Genomic DNA, 16,343 nt, shown 5'->3' on the forward strand with positions numbered 1-16,343 from the left:
ATTAAAGAATATAATAAAAATTATCCTCAAGGAGAATGGGGTAATAAAAATATTTTCATTTATGATGTATCACCATCTATTAATAGTGGATACAGCTATTTTATTGAACATAATGGCCTGATTTATGAAATTCTTATAGGTACTGATATCTATAGTGAAATTGCCCGAATGGCATTCTCCTACGTATTGCAACAATTAGAGCCTGCTAGACTGAATGCTTATCCCTCCGAAAACACAGCATTATGATTTTTATCTAGCATCGCAATAAGGTCTTTAAGCAATAATGTGTAAATATTAAAAAAGGGAGTCAAATGCTCCCTTATAGCTAAATTTAATACTGAATTACTGGCCTGCTTTCAGTTTCTGGAAATAGTCTTCATACAGGACATTGGCATTACCAACATCACTCTGCCATTCCCCTTTCTGGATCACCGCTTCATCAGGATACAGTGACTTATCCCCTGATACAGAAGCTGGCAACAATTTTTTCGCAGCCAGATTTGGTGTCGGATAACCGATGGTTTCTGCAACTTGGGCCGCAATCTCTGGACGCAGCAGGAAGTCAATCAGCTTCATCGCACCTTCGACATTTTTGGCATTTGCCGGAATAGCCAGACTATCCATCCAGAAAATTCCGCCTTCTTTCGGCCAGATAATATCGATAGGCGTTCCCGCCTGACGGGCAACATAAGCAGAACCTGTCCACATCATGCCGACATCAACTTCACCTTCCATAAATGGATTAGCAGGGTTATCTGAATTGAATGCCAGTACATTTGGCATCAGCTTTCTCAGTTCCTGATACGCTGCCTCAATTTCTTTCGGATCGGTCGTATTGCCGGAATACCCCAGCTTCAGCAACGCCATCTGAAAGACTTCACGGGCATCATCAGTCAATACCAAACTGTTTTTGTACTCAGGCTTCCAGAACTCAGCCCAAGAAGTCAGAGTTTTTGGATCAATATTATCGCTGTTAACACCAATCGCTGTCGCACCCCAAATATAAGGAATGGAATATTCGTTTTTCGGGTCAAATGACTTATGCAGCAGATTAGGATCAAGATTATGGAAATTCCTGAGCTTACTGGTATCGATTTTTTGCAGCATCCCTTCTTTGCTCATCTTGGAGACAAAGTAAGTGGAGGGCACAACCAAATCATAAGCGCCGTCTTTATAAGTTTTCAGCTTGGTATACATGCTCTCATTGGATTCATAGGTGGAATAAATCACCTTGATTCCGGTTTCTTTAGTGAACTGGTTGAGCAAGCCAGGCGGAACGTATTCAGTCCAGTTATAAAAATAAAGTGTCTTGCCATCATTCTCGGCAGCAGCATTTACCGAACCAATGCTTAATGCCATCATCCCGGCGGCTAACAGATAGAACCACTTTTTCATGCTGTTTTTCATGTAGTGTTTCCCCGCAGTTGATGCGTTATTATCGCGTCATTCCCATATACAGCAGGCTCGATATAAACCTACCCCAAAAAACGGCTATTATAAAAGCGCCCTTACATGGGGTAAAGCCGCTTATCATGTGTAAGTCTGTGAATTGTACAATTAGATGGATTCAGTTGTACAATGAATAAAAACCATACATATAAAGTTAAGAAGGAACATCATGGATACATTTACTATTTCACAAACTCGTGAAAACTTAGCTGCTGTTATCGATAAAGCTGTAGCTGGTCAACCAGTGGAGATCACTCGACGTGGCAGAGAAGCGGCTGTAATTATTAGTAAAAAAGAATTTGAAGCACTTCAAAAAGCAAAATTGGATGCCGAATTTGCTGATATCGTCGGGCTATTCGATAAATCAAACAGAGAATTAACAGATCGATGATTAGGCACGTCACTCCAGATGAAGTCATTGCTCTTCATGATTACCTTTTACGTCGCTATGCAGGAGTACCCGGAATGAGCGATTCAGGCAGGGCTGATGCAATTGTCAGCCGGGTAATGAATCGAGAATTTTACGAAGGCATCACCGATATTTACGAACTCGCTGCAACATATTGGCTTGCTATTGCTCGTGGCTATATTTTTACGGATGGTAATAAGCGTACAGCACTGAACACCACAATGCTGTTTCTGAAACGTAATGGGGTAGAAGTTTATGACCACCCAGAATTAGTGGAGTTAACCGTGAAAGCGGCTAAAGGGGACTTTATACCTAAACAGCTGGCAGTAAAGCTCCGAGAATATTTCGAACCGAAGCTCAACGCTTAGAAAAGCGCAGCCCAATCTGACTGCGCTTAATTTAGATTACTTCTAAGACTTACCCGTGCGATCACGCATCACAAATTGGCTAATCAGTACCAACACCAGTGACAAAGCCAACAAAATAGCAGCTAATGCATTCACTTCCGGTGAAACACCTACTTTCACCATTGAGTAAATCTTAAGTGGCAGAATTTCATAACTCGGCCCTGTCACAAATGAAGAGACAACCACATCATCCATGGACAGAGTAAAGCTCAGTAACCATCCTGCCATAACTGCTGGCATCGCCAGTGGCAGAATAATCTTACGCAGAATCGTTAATTCACTTGCCCCCAAATCACGGGCAGCTTCCAGCATTTTGACATCAAAATCTTTTAGGCGGGAATAGACTGTCACTACCACAAACGGCAGGCAAAAAGTGATGTGCGAAAACAACAGTGACCAGAAGCCCAGTGAAACGCCCAGCAACATAAACAGCACCAGCAGCGAAATTGCCATCACAATATCCGGTGACATCATCACAACAAACAGCATCCCACTGACAAATTTTTTGCCACGGAACGAATAACGATACAGCGCAACTGCCGTTAATGAACCAATCAATGTAGCAAATGTTGCGGAGACTACAGCCATTGTCAGGGAGTGCCCCGCAGCTTGCAGCAGACTGTCGTTATTAAATAACAGACTGTACCATTCGGTTGTAAAACCCTGCCAGTTGATACCAAAGCGTGATTTGTTAAACGAACTTACCAACAGAATGATAATCGGGATATACAGGTAAGCGTAAACGATGGTCATGAAGCCACCGCGCAACAGGCGTCCGATCATTCCAGCTCCACCTTCTTGTTCAGCAGCTTAGCCGCACGATAGTAGACCCACAACATAATGCCCATTACCAACGTCAGACAGATACTGGTTGCCGCACCAAACGGCCAGTCTCGAATATTGAGGAACTGACTTTTAATGACGTTACCAATCAGCAGGTTTTTCGCACCACCCATCAAATCAGATACATAGAACAATCCCATTGCCGGCAGCAGAACTAAAAGACAACCAGCAACAATACCCGGCATCGTCAGTGGGATGATGATACGGATAAAAGTCTGCAACTTCCCTGCTCCCAAATCGCGAGCGGCTTCCAGACAGGGTTTATCCAGCTTTTCAATACTCGAATAAAGAGGCATCACCATAAATGGCAACAGAATATAAACCAGCCCTAACACCACTGCTTCCGGGGTATACATCAGGCGCAGCGGCTTCTCAATAATCCCTGTCCACAACAGAAAATCATTCATGTAGCCACGGGTGCTGAGGAACATCTTCAATCCATAAATACGGATTAGCGAGTTTGTCCAGAATGGCAGAATAAGCAGAAACAGCATCAGCGGACGCAGTTTTTTCGGCATCCGCGCCAGAAAAAAGGCAAACGGATAGCCGATAACCAGACAACACAGCGTTGCAATCACCGCCATATTCAGCGAGTGTATTAACACTTCTGCATATAGTGGGTCGAACAGGCGGCTATAGTTGTCCAGAGAGAATACCATCTGTACCAGATTGGCATCATCACGCGTCAGAAAGCTGGTGCCGATAATCATCAGATTCGGCAGAAAGACAAACATCATCAGCCAGGATACGATGCCTGTAATGACGATGTTCTGGAATAGTTTACGCGACTTCTTCATCGACCAGCACAACCTCCCAGCTTTCTACCCAAGTGACTGCGATCTTCTGGTTCAGGGAATGGTCAACATCCGGATCATCTTCGTTAAAGAATTCACTTACCATCACCATTTTGCCGTTTTCCATTTCGACCACGGAATCCAGCGTCATTCCCTTGTAGTTACGTTCGCGAACATAACCAATCAGGCCCGATACCTGCTCACCATTATTGATCTCTTCTACCCGCAGATCTTCCGGGCGCAACAGCACCTTCAATATTTGTCCGGCGGTTACTGGCAGAGCGGTGAAAATATCACACTCGTGGCCTTCCACATCAGCACGTATCCGCTGATCATCAATACGGTGTAATACTTTGGCGTCAAAGATATTAATTTCGCCGATAAAGCGGGCAACAAACAGATTTTTCGGCTCTTCGTAGATCTCGCGCGGAGAACCATCCTGTTCGATACGCCCATCGCGCATAACCACGATACGGTCAGACATGACCAGCGCTTCTTCCTGATCATGCGTGACGAAAATAAAAGTAATACCGAGTTTACGCTGGAGCGCTTTCAGCTCATTCTGCATCTGCTTACGCAGCTTATAATCGAGTGCTGACAGTGATTCATCCAGCAGCAGAACTTTGGGTTTATTCACAACCGCACGGGCTATCGCCACACGTTGCTGTTGACCACCGGAAAGCTGTGCGGGCTTACGTTGGGCAAACTCTTCAAGCTGTACCATACGCAATGCTTCTTCAACACGCGGAGCAATCTCTTTTTCCGGTGTTTTCTGCATACGCAGTCCAAAGGCAACGTTTTCAAATACGGTCATATGAGGGAACAGGGCATAACTTTGGAAAACCGTATTAACATGACGGTTCTCGGCCGGGATATCAGTAATATCCAGCCCTTCCAATAAAATTTTGCCGCTATCAGCATCTTCCAGCCCGGCGATCAGACGAAGTACTGTGGTTTTACCACAACCGGATGGACCAAGGATGGTCAGAAACTCGCCATCATTGATTGTCAGATCGAGCTGTGAAATAACTTGCTTGCCGTCGAAGCCTTTACTTAAGGACTTTAATTCAACGAGTGGTATCAGAGAGGTATTCTCAGTCATTTATGTTATCATCTATCCCTTGGAATAATGCAGATAGAACCGCCACGGGAAAAGACTGTGTCAGCTAACAGGAAGCATTATTTCTCCGCTGAAGCTCAAAGCCAGTGGCGCCGGTTGAAATTACGAAGCGCGCATAATAAACGCAGTACGCCGAAATTGAAAGCCGAAATATGGCAATATGCTATTTTTTATTAACATTTCATGTATGTTCGCATTTCAGGCCATTTTGAACCGGATTTCCCCCGTCTGTAACAAGCTTTTATTGACTATTTTTCAGTCAGCAAAGACAGTACACCGCCTTTCTTTCCAATACAACATACTCAAACCTTTTTCAGACCAAGAATTCACATTCATAAATAGAATATTTCTTTGATAAGATAATTTATTAATCTATTCATATGATTTTTTATTATTCTAATAATGAACTTTATAATCATTTAATTTAACTGAAATTAAAATAATTAAGATCGCTATCACTCTTTCAGGAAATAATATAAAACGTTACTTTACACATTAACTATTTAACGATACTTTCCTGACAATACAGGTGATTAGCAAATATTACCTGAATAATAAAAAATCAATAAACAACTCGTTAATAATTATGAAAAATAGTTACTAATAAAAATCACATTATATCAATTGCTATACTATTTCCTAGAGTTAGGATTAATGTAACTTCAACGTAGAAAAATAAAACCATCCATCTACTTAATAAAAAATAACGTGAATTTATTCAACGTCGGTTTTTCACCCCCAAAAAACTGAATCGTTTCAATCAATTTTATACACAATGGATTTCAAGATGCATCGCGGCGGCAAGGGAGTTCATCCCCGGGAGCATAGATAACTATGTGACTGGGGTGAGCGAGCGTAGCCAACAAAGAGGCAGCTTGAAAGACGAAGTGTATATAGGGAGGTAAAATGTTTCACCTAACATTGCGAAATATCCATCTGGCAGCACATGCTGACAATAAAGAAGATGCAATTCAGCAGGTTGCCGATGTTTTAACCACCGCCGGATATGTCAGTAAAGAGTATGTTGATGGGATGCTGGAGCGTGAAACACAGTCTTCAACCTATCTGGGTAACGGTATTGCTATCCCGCATGGTACTCATGCCACACGCGGCAACGTACTTCATACGGGTGTACAGGTGATGCAATTCCCAGATGGTGTTGACTGGGGTGATAACCAGACTGCCTACATCGTTATCGGCATTGCAGCAAAATCTGACGAGCATCTGAAGCTGCTACATCAGTTACTCCCGATTCTCAGTGATGAAAATCGAGCCAGCCAGATGGCAAAAACCACCTCGGCAGATGAACTCTACCGATTACTCATGAATCCACAACCGCCCTATCTATTAGATGCCTCTACAATCACACTGGATATTGACGCCAGAGATCTGGAAACCTTGCAGGCGCTAAACCTCGCTCGCCTGCAAAAAACCAGCTCGGTGAATGCCGCATTTATTGCCGATATCCTCGCTAGATATCCCATACATCTGGGGCAAGGGATCTGGTTGAGTGACAGTTCACAGGGTAGCTTACGTAATGCCGTTGCCATCGCCCGTCCACATACTTCCTTCAGTATTAATACAGATAATCTTGATGAAAAACCGGTCAGCTTGCTCATCACAATTGCCTATGCTGACGATCAGCTCCATAGCCTGCTAACTAATCTAAACAACCTGATCCAGCAAGGAAAAGGGGAGCAACTGCAACGTGCTCAGGATCATTCAGCGCTCATTACATTACTGACCACTAAGGCCTCACAACAAGCTGCATCACAAACAAAAAATACCCTGACCGCAGATTTTATCCTGCCCAATGAACACGGGCTGCATACCCGCCCCAGTGCACTGTTGGTTAATACCATCAAACAATTCAGCAGCCGCATTACCATCATCCATCTGGATGGAGACACCATTCCCGTTGATGGCCGCAAACTGATGCTGGTTGCCGGTTTGGGCATTAAACGGGGAGACCGTATCCGTTTTACTGCTTCCGGCCCGGATGCCAAAGAGGCTCTGGACGCCATCAAAAATCTTATCAACAACAATCTGGGTGAAGATATCGCATGAACAAGAATGGAATGAATAAAAGAGTAGCCACCATCACCCTCAATCCTGCCTACGATCTGGTCGGGTTAACCGGAGATATAAAAACCGGTGAAGTTAATCGGATCCAAACTGCGGGATTATATCCGGCAGGCAAAGGCATCAACGTTGCGAAGATCCTCAAAACACTCGGCATTGACGTTACGGTCGGTGGTTTTCTCGGTAAAGAGAACCAGAGCAGCTTCCAAAAAACTTTCGCAGAACTGGGCATCACTGACCGATTTCAGATAGTGGAAGGCCGGACGCGTATCAACGTCAAACTCACCGAACAGAACGGCCTTGTCACCGATTTCAATTTTTCAGGATTCAATATCAGCAAAGAAGACTGGCAGAGCTTTGCCAAAAACTCCCTCACATGGCTGCGGGAGTTCAACATGGTGTGCGTCAGTGGCAGCTTGCCGGCAGGCGTTGAGCCGGATGACTTCACTGACTGGATGCAACAACTGCGCGAAGCTTGTATGTGTGTCGTGTTCGATAGTAGCCGGGAAGCCTTCACTGCCGGAATCAAAGCACAACCGTGGATGGTTAAACCGAACCGCCATGAACTGGAAATCTGGGCAGGCAGGCCTTTACTGACTCAGGAAGATATCATCGGCGCTGCTCAGCAGCTACGTGCGGAGGGGATCTCGCATGTCATCGTCTCATTAGGTGAGGAAGGGGCTATTCTGGTTAACTCAGCCGGAGCCTGGCACGCCAGACCACCGCACTGTGAAATTGTCAGTACCGTCGGTGCCGGTGATGCCATGGTGGGTGGCCTGATTTACGGCCTGATGATGGGGCAACCCTGCGAACATACATTGCGCCTTGCTACCGCCATTTCTGCCATGACCGTTAGCCAAAGTAACGTCGGAAATATCGACCGCCAGCAACTCGCCTGCTTAATGACAAAAGTGGAACTCATTTCATTAAAAAAACAATCGAAAAAACAAACATCGAAAAACAAACAACAATAAGATGAGAACGCCATGAACATACTGATTATCAACAATGAGAAACAAGGACAAGCACGCGCCTACCTCGCCAGACAAACACTGGAGAATGTCATAGCCCAACATGGCCTTACCCTGACTGACGATCTAAGTACGACTGAACTGGTGATCATCATCGGAGAATCTGTACCGGACAGCCTGAACCTGCCTAGTCATAATTTGTATGAAAAGAAAATATTCATTGGCTCCGCAAAACAGATAATCAGCGAACCCGAGGTATTTCTCCACAAAGCCCAAACAGAAGCGAGCGTTTACCATCAGCAACACACTGCTGATACAGCAGAAAGCAAGGTTCAGCAAAAGCCTGTCAACATCGTTGCCATCACCGCCTGCCCAACCGGTGTCGCCCATACTTTTATGGCAGCCAAGGCACTGGAAACAGAAGCACAAAAACGCGGCTGGCAAATCAAGGTCGAAACCCGAGGCTCTGTGGGAAGCGAAAACTCTCTCACTAATGCAGAAATCGCGGCAGCAGATCTCGTGATTATCGCAGCCGATATCGAGGTTGAACTCCCTCCTTTTTCCGGCAAACGCCTTTACCGCACCTCAACGGAAGCAGCCCTGAAAAAAACTGCCAGTGAGTTGGATAACGCCTTAACTAAAGCTGAGATTTATACCGCTACTAGCACAACTACTGTCCCCAGCAGGAACAATCAGGAAAATACTCCTATTTACCAGCACCTGATGACCGGTGTTTCCTACATGTTACCCATGGTCGTCGCGGGTGGCCTGTGCATCGCATTATCATTTGTCTTCGGCATCGAAGCCTTTAAAGAGCCGGGCACACTGGCGGCAGCACTGATGCAAATCGGCGGCGGATCCGCACTTGCCCTCATGGTGCCCGTACTCGCTGGTTACATCGCCTACTCCATCGCAGGTCGCACGGGATTGGCTCCCGGACTTGTCGGCGGAATGCTCGCCGTTAGCACTGGTGCAGGCTTCCTCGGCGGTATCATCGCAGGCTTTCTTGCTGGTTATGTTGCTAAATTACTGACAACCAGACTTCGCCTGCCACAAAGCATGGAAGCATTAAAACCAATCCTGATTATTCCACTGGTCGCAACACTGGCGACAGGATTAATCATGATTTACGTCGTCGGTAAACCCGTTTCAGCAATTATGGAATGGCTGACTCACTGGCTGAAATCCATGGGAACCACCAACGCCGTGATCCTCGGCGCAATACTGGGCGGAATGATGTGCACCGACATGGGAGGGCCAGTGAATAAAGCCGCTTATGCTTTCGGCGTGGGATTATTGAGTGCCCAAAGCTACGGCCCGATGGCAGCAATTATGGCAGCGGGTATGGTTCCACCATTAGCCATGTGGCTGGCAACAGTAATTGCGAGAACTAAATTTGACCAAAATGAGCGCGAAAGCGGAAAAGCAGCACTAGTTCTGGGGCTGTGTTTTATCTCGGAGGGAGCGATTCCGTTTGCGGCGAAAGATCCGGTAAGAGTCCTGCCAAGCTGCATTCTCGGAGGTGCGGTTACAGGAGCACTTTCGATGTATTTCAGCGTACAACTGATGGCACCACATGGCGGACTGTTTGTACTTCTGATACCGGGTGCAATTACACCCGTATTGCCTTATTTAGGGGCGATTTTAGCGGGTACGATGTTGACTGCTGGGGTTTATGGGGTAGTTAAGAAGAAAGAAGTTGTGGAGTGAAGTCGTTGTGGGGAGTTGCGGTTAAACTGCAACTCCTTAAATCATCCAGAAGAACAAAAAACGAACATTGATAATAGTCTTTATATAGTCTAAATTAAAACCCATCACCGAATGTTAGTATCACTCTACAAGTAAATAAAATAAACTTATTAGGAGACTTAAATGAAAATTGAAACTATTTCTTTTATAAAGAAGCACGCCGCAACACTTGAGCTATCAGAACCAATATTAGTTACTCAAAATGGACTTCCAGCTTATGTAATTGAATCATATAAAGAAAGAAAAAAAAGAGATGATGCAATTGCATTATTGAAACTGTTAGCCATTTCTCAGAAAGATAAAGATGCAGGAAAACTCTATTCGCGTGAGCAATTACTGGAAGATCTATAAATAATCAATGGTTATAAAAAATGCCTGATATTTTAATTAAATATACGGAAACCTTTAAACACTCTTTGCGTGAAGTAGCATCATTTTTGCGGGCGAAAGAACTTGAACCATTACCTATCATCCACAAAGCTCTGGATGAGTTCGAGCATAAAGTTAAATTTTCACCCGCATGCTGCCAAATATCACCCGAACTGGCTAAATTAGGCGTAACAAGCTATCGCGAATGTAATACACACAATGGCTATAGAATGATTTATTCGATTGACGCTTATGAGTCTTCAGATATTGTTATCGCTCATGTAATTCTTCATCAAAGGCAAGATATACAGGCTTTGCTTTTTGATAGGGTTATAACTTACTAAGGCAATAATAAATTTATAATAATCCTCCTAATGGATAATCAGTGAGCCTTCCCTAAGGAAAAAACTAACTATAATGTATACCAATTCAACTTCAAGATGCGTGTTATATCTTCCCGCTATGCTGGAAAATACAATGACTCGCCTCATATTATCCGTTGTAACTTGAAGTTTATCGAGTATAGATAAAAGGTTTATAGTGAATTTATTATCAATGTGTTAGTTGTAATTTTGACCAAAACTAAACATTTCTTCTCAATAGTACAAGCTCTAACAAAATTACATCAGCATATTCACACTAGCGCTATATCATATAGCCGCCGATAGGAACTGAATACGTTATGTACACAAAAATCAAACAGCCCTAGTATTCTCAAGCAAATCAACGATAATGTACCTCTAACGATGACTAGCTGCTACAAGGCCTTTTGGTTGTATAAACAGAGCCCCTCAAATGACACTAAAAGAAAATCAAATCGAACAAAATTTAATCCAAAAATTATCTGAATTAAAATATACCTATCGCCGCGATATACGTGATCGTGAATCCCTTGAGCAAAACTTTCGTGAAAAATTTGAAGCGCTCAACAGAGTGGCTCTGACCGATTCAGAATTTGCTCGTTTACGCGATGAGATTGTCAATGCAGATGTGTTCGCCGCAGCTAAAACCTTACGTGAACGTAATACTTTTATTCGGGAAGATGGCACGCCACTGCAATATACTTTAGTTAATATCAAAGATTGGTGTAAAAATGAATTCGAAGTTATTAATCAACTGCGCATCAACACCGATAATAGCTATCACCGTTATGATGTAATTATACTTATCAACGGTGTACCCGTAGTGCAAATTGAGCTGAAAACACTCCATATCAGTCCACGCCGAGCTATGCAACAGATCGTTGATTATAAGAATGATCCTGGCAACGGCTACACTAATACACTGCTCTGCTTTATGCAGTTGTTTATTGTCAGTAATGAATGCAATACCTACTACTTTGCTAATAACCATATTCAGCACTTTGGCTTCAATGCTGACGAGCGTTTTTTACCTATCTATCAGCTCGCAGACGAATATAATAATAAAATCGTACACTTACATAACTTTGCTGATAAATTCCTAGCTAAATGCACCTTAGGGCAAATGCTCAGCCGCTATATGGTGTTAGTGGTAAGTGAACAAAAATTGATGATTATGCGGCCCTACCAAATTTATGCAGTAAAAGCTATTGTTGACTGTATTCATGAAAATCGGGGCAATGGCTACATTTGGCACACTACTGGTAGTGGGAAAACACTGACATCTTTTAAAACATCGACTCTACTTAAAGATAATCCTGATATTGAAAAATGTCTATTTGTAGTCGACCGTAAAGATCTTGATCGCCAAACTCGTGAAGAATTTAATAAATTCCAAGAGGGTTGTGTAGAAGAAAACACCAATACAGAAACATTGGTACAGCGCTTACTATCAGAAGATTACGCTGATAAAGTGATTGTCACGACTATCCAAAAACTTGGTTTAGCACTGGACGAAAATAGTAAACAAAATAAGAAAAGTAAACAAAAGGGTCAGCTTACTTATAAAGAACGCTTAAAGCCTTTATGTAACAAACGCATCGTCTTTATTTTTGATGAATGTCATCGTTCACAATTTGGGGATAACCACCAAGCCATTAAAGAGTTCTTCCCCAACGCTCAGCTATTTGGTTTCACTGGCACACCAATTTTTGAAGATAACGCTATCTACAAAAAAATAGATGGTACTGAAGCGTCTTATAAAACTACAGAAGACATTTTCGAGAAAGAACTGCATGCCTATACCATTACGAACGCCATTGATGATGAGAATGTGCTGCGTTTCCATATCGACTACTTCAAACCAGAGGGTAAGACAAAATCCAAATCTGATGATACCTTCTCGCAACGAGCAGTAGTAGAAGCAATATTGAAAAAACATGATGCAGCAACCAATGTTCGCCGATTTAACGCTATTCTGGCTACAGCATCAATTGACAATGCCATTGAATATTACAAATTGTTTAAAGAGACACAACAACAAAAAACAGCAGAAGATGATAGCTATCAATCGCTGAACATAGCTTGTGTCTTTTCGCCTCCAGCAGAAGGCAACAAAGACGTACAACAAATTCAGGAAGATTTACCACAGGAAAAAGCTGATAACGAACAAGAGCCAGATGAGAAAAAACAGTCACTTAAAGCCATTATTGCCGACTACAACAAACAGTACGGGGCCAACCACAGCATTAACGAGTTTGACTTGTACTATCAGGATGTGCAGGATCGTATTAAATCCCAACAGTATTCCAACCAAGATTATCCACATAGCAATAAAATCGATATCATTATTGTGGTTGATATGCTGCTCACTGGTTTTGATTCCAAATATCTTAATACCCTGTATGTGGATAAAAACCTAAAATATCATAGTCTTATTCAAGCTTTTTCGCGCACTAACCGTGTACTTAACGACACCAAACCTTATGGTAATGTGCTGGATTTTCGCTGTCAGGAAAGTGCAGTAAATGAAGCGATTGCTCTATTTTCAGGCAAAGATAATAGCCGAGGCAAAGAAATCTGGTTGGTTGATCCTGCACCTATGGTTATTGGTAAACTGGAAAAAGCGCTCAGCAAACTCGATACTTTTATGCAATCTCAGGGATTGACTTGTGCACCTGAGCAAGTCGCTAATATTAAAGGTGATAATCAACGTAGTGTGTTTATTAATCTTTTTAAGGAAGTACAACGCCTGAAAACTCAGCTTGAACAATATACAGACCTGAGTGAAGAACAAGGCCAAAGCATTGAACAGATGTTACCCGAAAATACTCTACGCGCTTTTAAAGGGATGTATCTGGAAACAGCTCAACGCCTAAAAAAGCAACAAGACAACGAAAAAGGGAAAAATAATATTGTTCAGCAACTGGATTTTGAATTTGTACTTTTTGCATCAACCGTGATCGACTATGACTACATTATTGGTTTAATCGCCAAATACACCCAAAAAACAGATAAACAGAAAATGACCCGCGAGCAGCTTATAAACCTGCTCAGTTCCAGTGCCAATTTGATGGATGAGCGGGAAGTTATCATCGCTTATATTGATAGCCTGAAAGTGGGTGAAGGATTAAGTGAAAAAGAAATTCGCGAAGGTTACCAAGCCCTTAAAACTGCTAAATCAGCTAATGAACTGGCTGAGATAGCCAATAAACACGGTTTGGAATATCAAGCCCTGCAAACTTTTGTCGATAGTATTATGAGCCGTATGATCTTTGATGGTGAACAATTGAATGATTTATTAGCCCCATTAGAATTGGGTTGGAAAGCAAGAACTCAAAAGGAATTGATATTGATGGAAGATTTAGTTCCGATGTTAAAAAAATTGGCCCAAGGGCGAGAGATTTCAGGGTTAGCAGCGTATGAGTAAGCAAGCAAAAAAGGCACTTGTGCCTGAGTTACGTTTTCCTGAATTTCAGAATGCTAATGAATGGAAAATTAAACCTTTCGAAAGATCTTTCACACGAATTACAACTAAAAATTCTGAGAAAAATCAAAATATTTTAACTATCTCAGCTCAAAAAGGTTTAATAAGTCAATTAGAATATTTCAATAAAACAGTAGCCTCTAAAGATGTTTCCGGTTACTACCTTTTACATAAAGGTGATTTTGCGTACAACAAAAGTTACTCTCAAGGCTATCCTATGGGAGCAATAAAATCACTCAAAGACTACGAAAAAGGTGTTGTTTCAACACTCTATATCTGTTTTAAAGCAAAAACCGGCTATAATCCTTCTTTTTTTGAACAATATTTTGATGCTGGGATTCTTAATAGTGAACTCAAGAAGATTGCACAGGAAGGTGGTAGAAATCACGGTCTACTAAATGTAAGTGTAAAAGAGTTTTTTAAAAACATTAATATTGTTGTTCCTACACCAGAGGAACAACAAAAAATAGCAGGTTGTCTTTCATCCATCGATGAGCTAATCACAGTACAAACCCAAAAGCTTGATACACTGAAAAACCATAAAAAAGGATTGATGCAGCAGCTATTTCCAGCAGAAGGTGAAACTGTACCTAAGTTACGTTTTACTGAATTTAAGGATTCAGGAAGTTGGGAAAAAAGCACACTTGGAAATAAGAACATTTCAATTTTTGTAAAAGAAAGAGTTCCGTTAAATAAAATAAAACTAGAAGATTATATTAGTACAGAAAACCTTTTACCTGATTATGCTGGTATTACAATCGCTTCTAAACTTCCAGCCACAGGATCTTTTACATGGTTCAAAAAAAACGACATTTTGGTTTCAAACATTCGTCCATATTTAAAAAAGGTTTGGTCTGCTAGCAAAGATGGAGCCTCATCAAATGATGTGATTATTATTCGTTCTCAATCAAAAATTAGCGAATCGTTTCTATCCTTTTTGCTCAAGAATGATGAATTTATTAACTACATTATGAAAGGTGCTAAAGGGGTAAAAATGCCAAGAGGAGATATTTCTTTGATAAAAGAATTTCCAGTTACATTTCCAAAAAATAAAGAAGAACAACAAAAAATTGTCAACTGCTTATCTTCTATCGATGAACTTATTACCGTACTGGCACAAAAAATCACCGTAATTAAGGATCACAAAAAAGGCCTAATGCAACAGCTTTTCCCCTCTATTGAAGAGGGGGAAAAATGAGCAAAAAAAACAAAATTACTAAATATAATAATATGAGAAAATTGGTGACTCGATTACGCGACGATTTGAGAGACACCAATAACGGCGGCACTAATTTTGTTTTACTTTACGCTTATAATGGCACTGGCAAAACCCGCCTTTCTATGGAGTTTAAAGATGCCGGTAAACGAAAAAAGGGAGTTGATAGAGATACCCTGTATTTTAATGCCTATACTGAAGATCTATTTTACTGGGATAACGATTTAACTAACAATACTGAACGCGTTCTGAGAATTAATTCAGATTCCAGTTTCTTTAATGGATTTAAAGAATTAGCACTCGAAGAAAGGATCTTTTCTTATCTGGAGCGATATGCTGAATTTGACTTCAAAATCGATTATGAAAAATGGACAATCACTTTCTTAAATGGTGATAGCAGCCATATTAAAGTTTCACGCGGAGAAGAAAATATTTTCATTTGGTGTATTTTTCTGGCCATTTGTGAATTAACTATTGATGGTGCAGAAGCATACAATTGGGTTAAATATTTTTATATTGATGATCCAATCTCCTCATTGGATGACAATAATGCAATCGCTGTTGCAAGTGATTTAGCACAATTGTTAAAACGAGGAACCCAGCGGGTGAAAACGGTGATTTCATCACATCACAGCCTATTTTTTAATGTGATGTGTAACGAGTTAAAAAAAATCCCACATAAATCCTATTTCTTGCATCGCCGCCACGATTCAAATGACTATACTTTGCGTGCAACCGATGACACGCCTTTTTTTCATCATGTTGCGATGCTCAGTGAGTTACAGCAAGCGTTAGAAACAGATCAACTTTATACCCATCATTTTAATATGTTGCGCAGTATCTTAGAGAAAACAGCCACCTTTTTTGGCTTTAAAGACTTTTCTGCCTGTATTCATGGAATTGAAGATGAAGTGTTATACGCTCGTGCACTAAACTTGCTTAGCCATGGAAAATACTCTGCCTATGATCCAAAAGAAATGGGTAAAGACACCAAAAAACTTTTCAAAAATATCTTAAGTGTTTTTCTGGAACGTTATCAATTTGTTTTACCAGAAATGAGCACCGAAACAACTAAAGAAGTGAAGTAA

The 16,343-nt window shown here is 41.6% G+C and carries 15 protein-coding genes; 11 read left to right on the forward strand and 4 right to left on the reverse strand.

Features of this window, described 5'->3' with window-relative positions; all coding sequences use genetic code 11:
* Nucleotides 1–246 (forward strand): hypothetical protein (locus tag AACX38_RS11365; protein ID WP_228864343.1); only part of this gene is annotated, 246 nt, incomplete at its 5' end.
* 96 nt (nt 247–342) lie between these two features.
* Here AACX38_RS11365 and potD read toward each other — a convergent pair.
* A complete protein-coding gene (potD, locus tag AACX38_RS11370) occupies nt 343–1,395 on the reverse strand; it encodes a spermidine/putrescine ABC transporter substrate-binding protein PotD (RefSeq protein WP_228864366.1) in 1,053 nt (350 codons plus the stop codon).
* Between the two features lie 223 nt (nt 1,396–1,618).
* On the opposite strand from potD, the gene AACX38_RS11375 reads away from it, so the two are divergent.
* Both AACX38_RS11375 and AACX38_RS11380 read left to right on the forward strand, forming a co-directional pair.
* Nucleotides 1,619–1,840: a type II toxin-antitoxin system Phd/YefM family antitoxin gene (locus tag AACX38_RS11375; RefSeq protein ID WP_228864344.1), complete on the forward strand. Its 222-nt coding sequence runs from the start codon at nt 1,619–1,621 to the stop codon at nt 1,838–1,840.
* Entirely contained in the window at nt 1,840–2,226 is a 387-nt protein-coding gene (locus AACX38_RS11380) for a type II toxin-antitoxin system death-on-curing family toxin (RefSeq protein ID WP_228864367.1), read from the forward strand. Before AACX38_RS11375 ends, AACX38_RS11380 begins: the two co-directional genes overlap by 1 nt.
* A 42-nt stretch (nt 2,227–2,268) precedes the next feature.
* Here AACX38_RS11380 and potC read toward each other — a convergent pair whose 3' ends face one another.
* The 3 genes from potC to potA are packed head-to-tail and all read right to left on the reverse strand — an operon-like array spanning nt 2,269 to nt 5,004.
* Complete coding sequence (gene potC, locus AACX38_RS11385) at nt 2,269–3,048, reverse strand: spermidine/putrescine ABC transporter permease PotC (protein ID WP_099109013.1); 780 nt, start codon at nt 3,046–3,048, stop codon at nt 2,269–2,271.
* Nucleotides 3,045–3,905 (reverse strand): spermidine/putrescine ABC transporter permease PotB, encoded by an 861-nt coding sequence (gene potB / locus AACX38_RS11390; RefSeq protein ID WP_099120080.1) that lies wholly within the window; start codon nt 3,903–3,905, stop codon nt 3,045–3,047. Before potB ends, potC begins: the two co-directional genes overlap by 4 nt.
* Nucleotides 3,889–5,004, reverse strand: coding sequence for a spermidine/putrescine ABC transporter ATP-binding protein PotA (potA, locus tag AACX38_RS11395; protein ID WP_099109015.1), 1,116 nt, complete (start codon nt 5,002–5,004; stop codon nt 3,889–3,891). The genes potB and potA overlap by 17 nt, the downstream gene beginning before the upstream one ends.
* Before the next feature lie 924 nt (nt 5,005–5,928).
* On the opposite strand from potA, the gene fruB reads away from it, so the two are divergent.
* The 8 genes from fruB to AACX38_RS11435 all read left to right on the forward strand — a co-directional run bounded on the left by fruB (nt 5,929) and on the right by AACX38_RS11435 (nt 16,343).
* Nucleotides 5,929–7,089 (forward strand): fused PTS fructose transporter subunit IIA/HPr protein, encoded by a 1,161-nt coding sequence (gene fruB / locus AACX38_RS11400; protein WP_228864345.1) that lies wholly within the window; start codon nt 5,929–5,931, stop codon nt 7,087–7,089.
* Between the two features lie 11 nt (nt 7,090–7,100).
* The gene (gene fruK / locus AACX38_RS11405) at nt 7,101–8,078 is read left to right on the forward strand and encodes a 1-phosphofructokinase (protein ID WP_228864368.1); all 978 of its coding nucleotides are present in this window, start codon (nt 7,101–7,103) and stop codon (nt 8,076–8,078) included.
* 12 nt (nt 8,079–8,090) lie between these two features.
* Complete coding sequence (gene fruA / locus AACX38_RS11410) at nt 8,091–9,785, forward strand: PTS fructose transporter subunit IIBC (RefSeq protein ID WP_228864346.1); 1,695 nt, start codon at nt 8,091–8,093, stop codon at nt 9,783–9,785.
* 162 nt (nt 9,786–9,947) lie between these two features.
* Nucleotides 9,948–10,175, forward strand: a complete 228-nt coding sequence (locus AACX38_RS11415; protein WP_228864347.1) for a type II toxin-antitoxin system Phd/YefM family antitoxin — start codon at nt 9,948–9,950, stop codon at nt 10,173–10,175.
* Between the two features lie 20 nt (nt 10,176–10,195).
* A complete protein-coding gene (locus AACX38_RS11420; RefSeq protein ID WP_228864348.1) occupies nt 10,196–10,537 on the forward strand; it encodes a type II toxin-antitoxin system RelE/ParE family toxin in 342 nt (113 codons plus the stop codon).
* Nucleotides 10,538–10,988: 451 nt separating this feature from the next.
* On the forward strand, nt 10,989–13,982 hold the full coding sequence (locus AACX38_RS11425; protein ID WP_228864349.1) for a type I restriction endonuclease subunit R: 2,994 nt from the start codon (nt 10,989–10,991) through the stop codon (nt 13,980–13,982).
* The gene (locus AACX38_RS11430) at nt 13,975–15,237 is read left to right on the forward strand and encodes a restriction endonuclease subunit S (RefSeq protein ID WP_228864350.1); all 1,263 of its coding nucleotides are present in this window, start codon (nt 13,975–13,977) and stop codon (nt 15,235–15,237) included. The genes AACX38_RS11425 and AACX38_RS11430 overlap by 8 nt, the downstream gene beginning before the upstream one ends.
* Nucleotides 15,234–16,343, forward strand: coding sequence for an AAA family ATPase (locus tag AACX38_RS11435; protein WP_228864351.1), 1,110 nt, complete (start codon nt 15,234–15,236; stop codon nt 16,341–16,343). The genes AACX38_RS11430 and AACX38_RS11435 overlap by 4 nt, the downstream gene beginning before the upstream one ends.

Origin of the sequence: Xenorhabdus sp. PB30.3, assembly GCF_963895965.1 — a bacterium.
Taxonomy (GTDB): Bacteria; Pseudomonadota; Gammaproteobacteria; order Enterobacterales; family Enterobacteriaceae; genus Xenorhabdus; species Xenorhabdus stockiae.

Bases quoted from the DNA above. Each gene is read 5' to 3' on its own strand.
- potD (WP_228864366.1), bottom strand. From the start codon at position 1,395: ATGAAAAAGTGGTTCTATCTGTTAGCCGCCGGGATGATGGCATTAAGC.
- AACX38_RS11415 (WP_228864347.1), top strand. From the start codon at position 9,948: ATGAAAATTGAAACTATTTCTTTTATAAAGAAGCACGCCGCAACACTT.
- AACX38_RS11375 (WP_228864344.1), top strand. From the start codon at position 1,619: ATGGATACATTTACTATTTCACAAACTCGTGAAAACTTAGCTGCTGTT.
- AACX38_RS11435 (WP_228864351.1), top strand. From the start codon at position 15,234: ATGAGCAAAAAAAACAAAATTACTAAATATAATAATATGAGAAAATTG.
- AACX38_RS11430 (WP_228864350.1), top strand. From the start codon at position 13,975: ATGAGTAAGCAAGCAAAAAAGGCACTTGTGCCTGAGTTACGTTTTCCT.
- AACX38_RS11425 (WP_228864349.1), top strand. From the start codon at position 10,989: ATGACACTAAAAGAAAATCAAATCGAACAAAATTTAATCCAAAAATTA.
- AACX38_RS11420 (WP_228864348.1), top strand. From the start codon at position 10,196: ATGCCTGATATTTTAATTAAATATACGGAAACCTTTAAACACTCTTTG.
- fruB (WP_228864345.1), top strand. From the start codon at position 5,929: ATGTTTCACCTAACATTGCGAAATATCCATCTGGCAGCACATGCTGAC.
- fruK (WP_228864368.1), top strand. From the start codon at position 7,101: ATGAATAAAAGAGTAGCCACCATCACCCTCAATCCTGCCTACGATCTG.
- potA (WP_099109015.1), bottom strand. From the start codon at position 5,004: ATGACTGAGAATACCTCTCTGATACCACTCGTTGAATTAAAGTCCTTA.
- potC (WP_099109013.1), bottom strand. From the start codon at position 3,048: ATGATCGGACGCCTGTTGCGCGGTGGCTTCATGACCATCGTTTACGCT.
- fruA (WP_228864346.1), top strand. From the start codon at position 8,091: ATGAACATACTGATTATCAACAATGAGAAACAAGGACAAGCACGCGCC.
- potB (WP_099120080.1), bottom strand. From the start codon at position 3,905: ATGAAGAAGTCGCGTAAACTATTCCAGAACATCGTCATTACAGGCATC.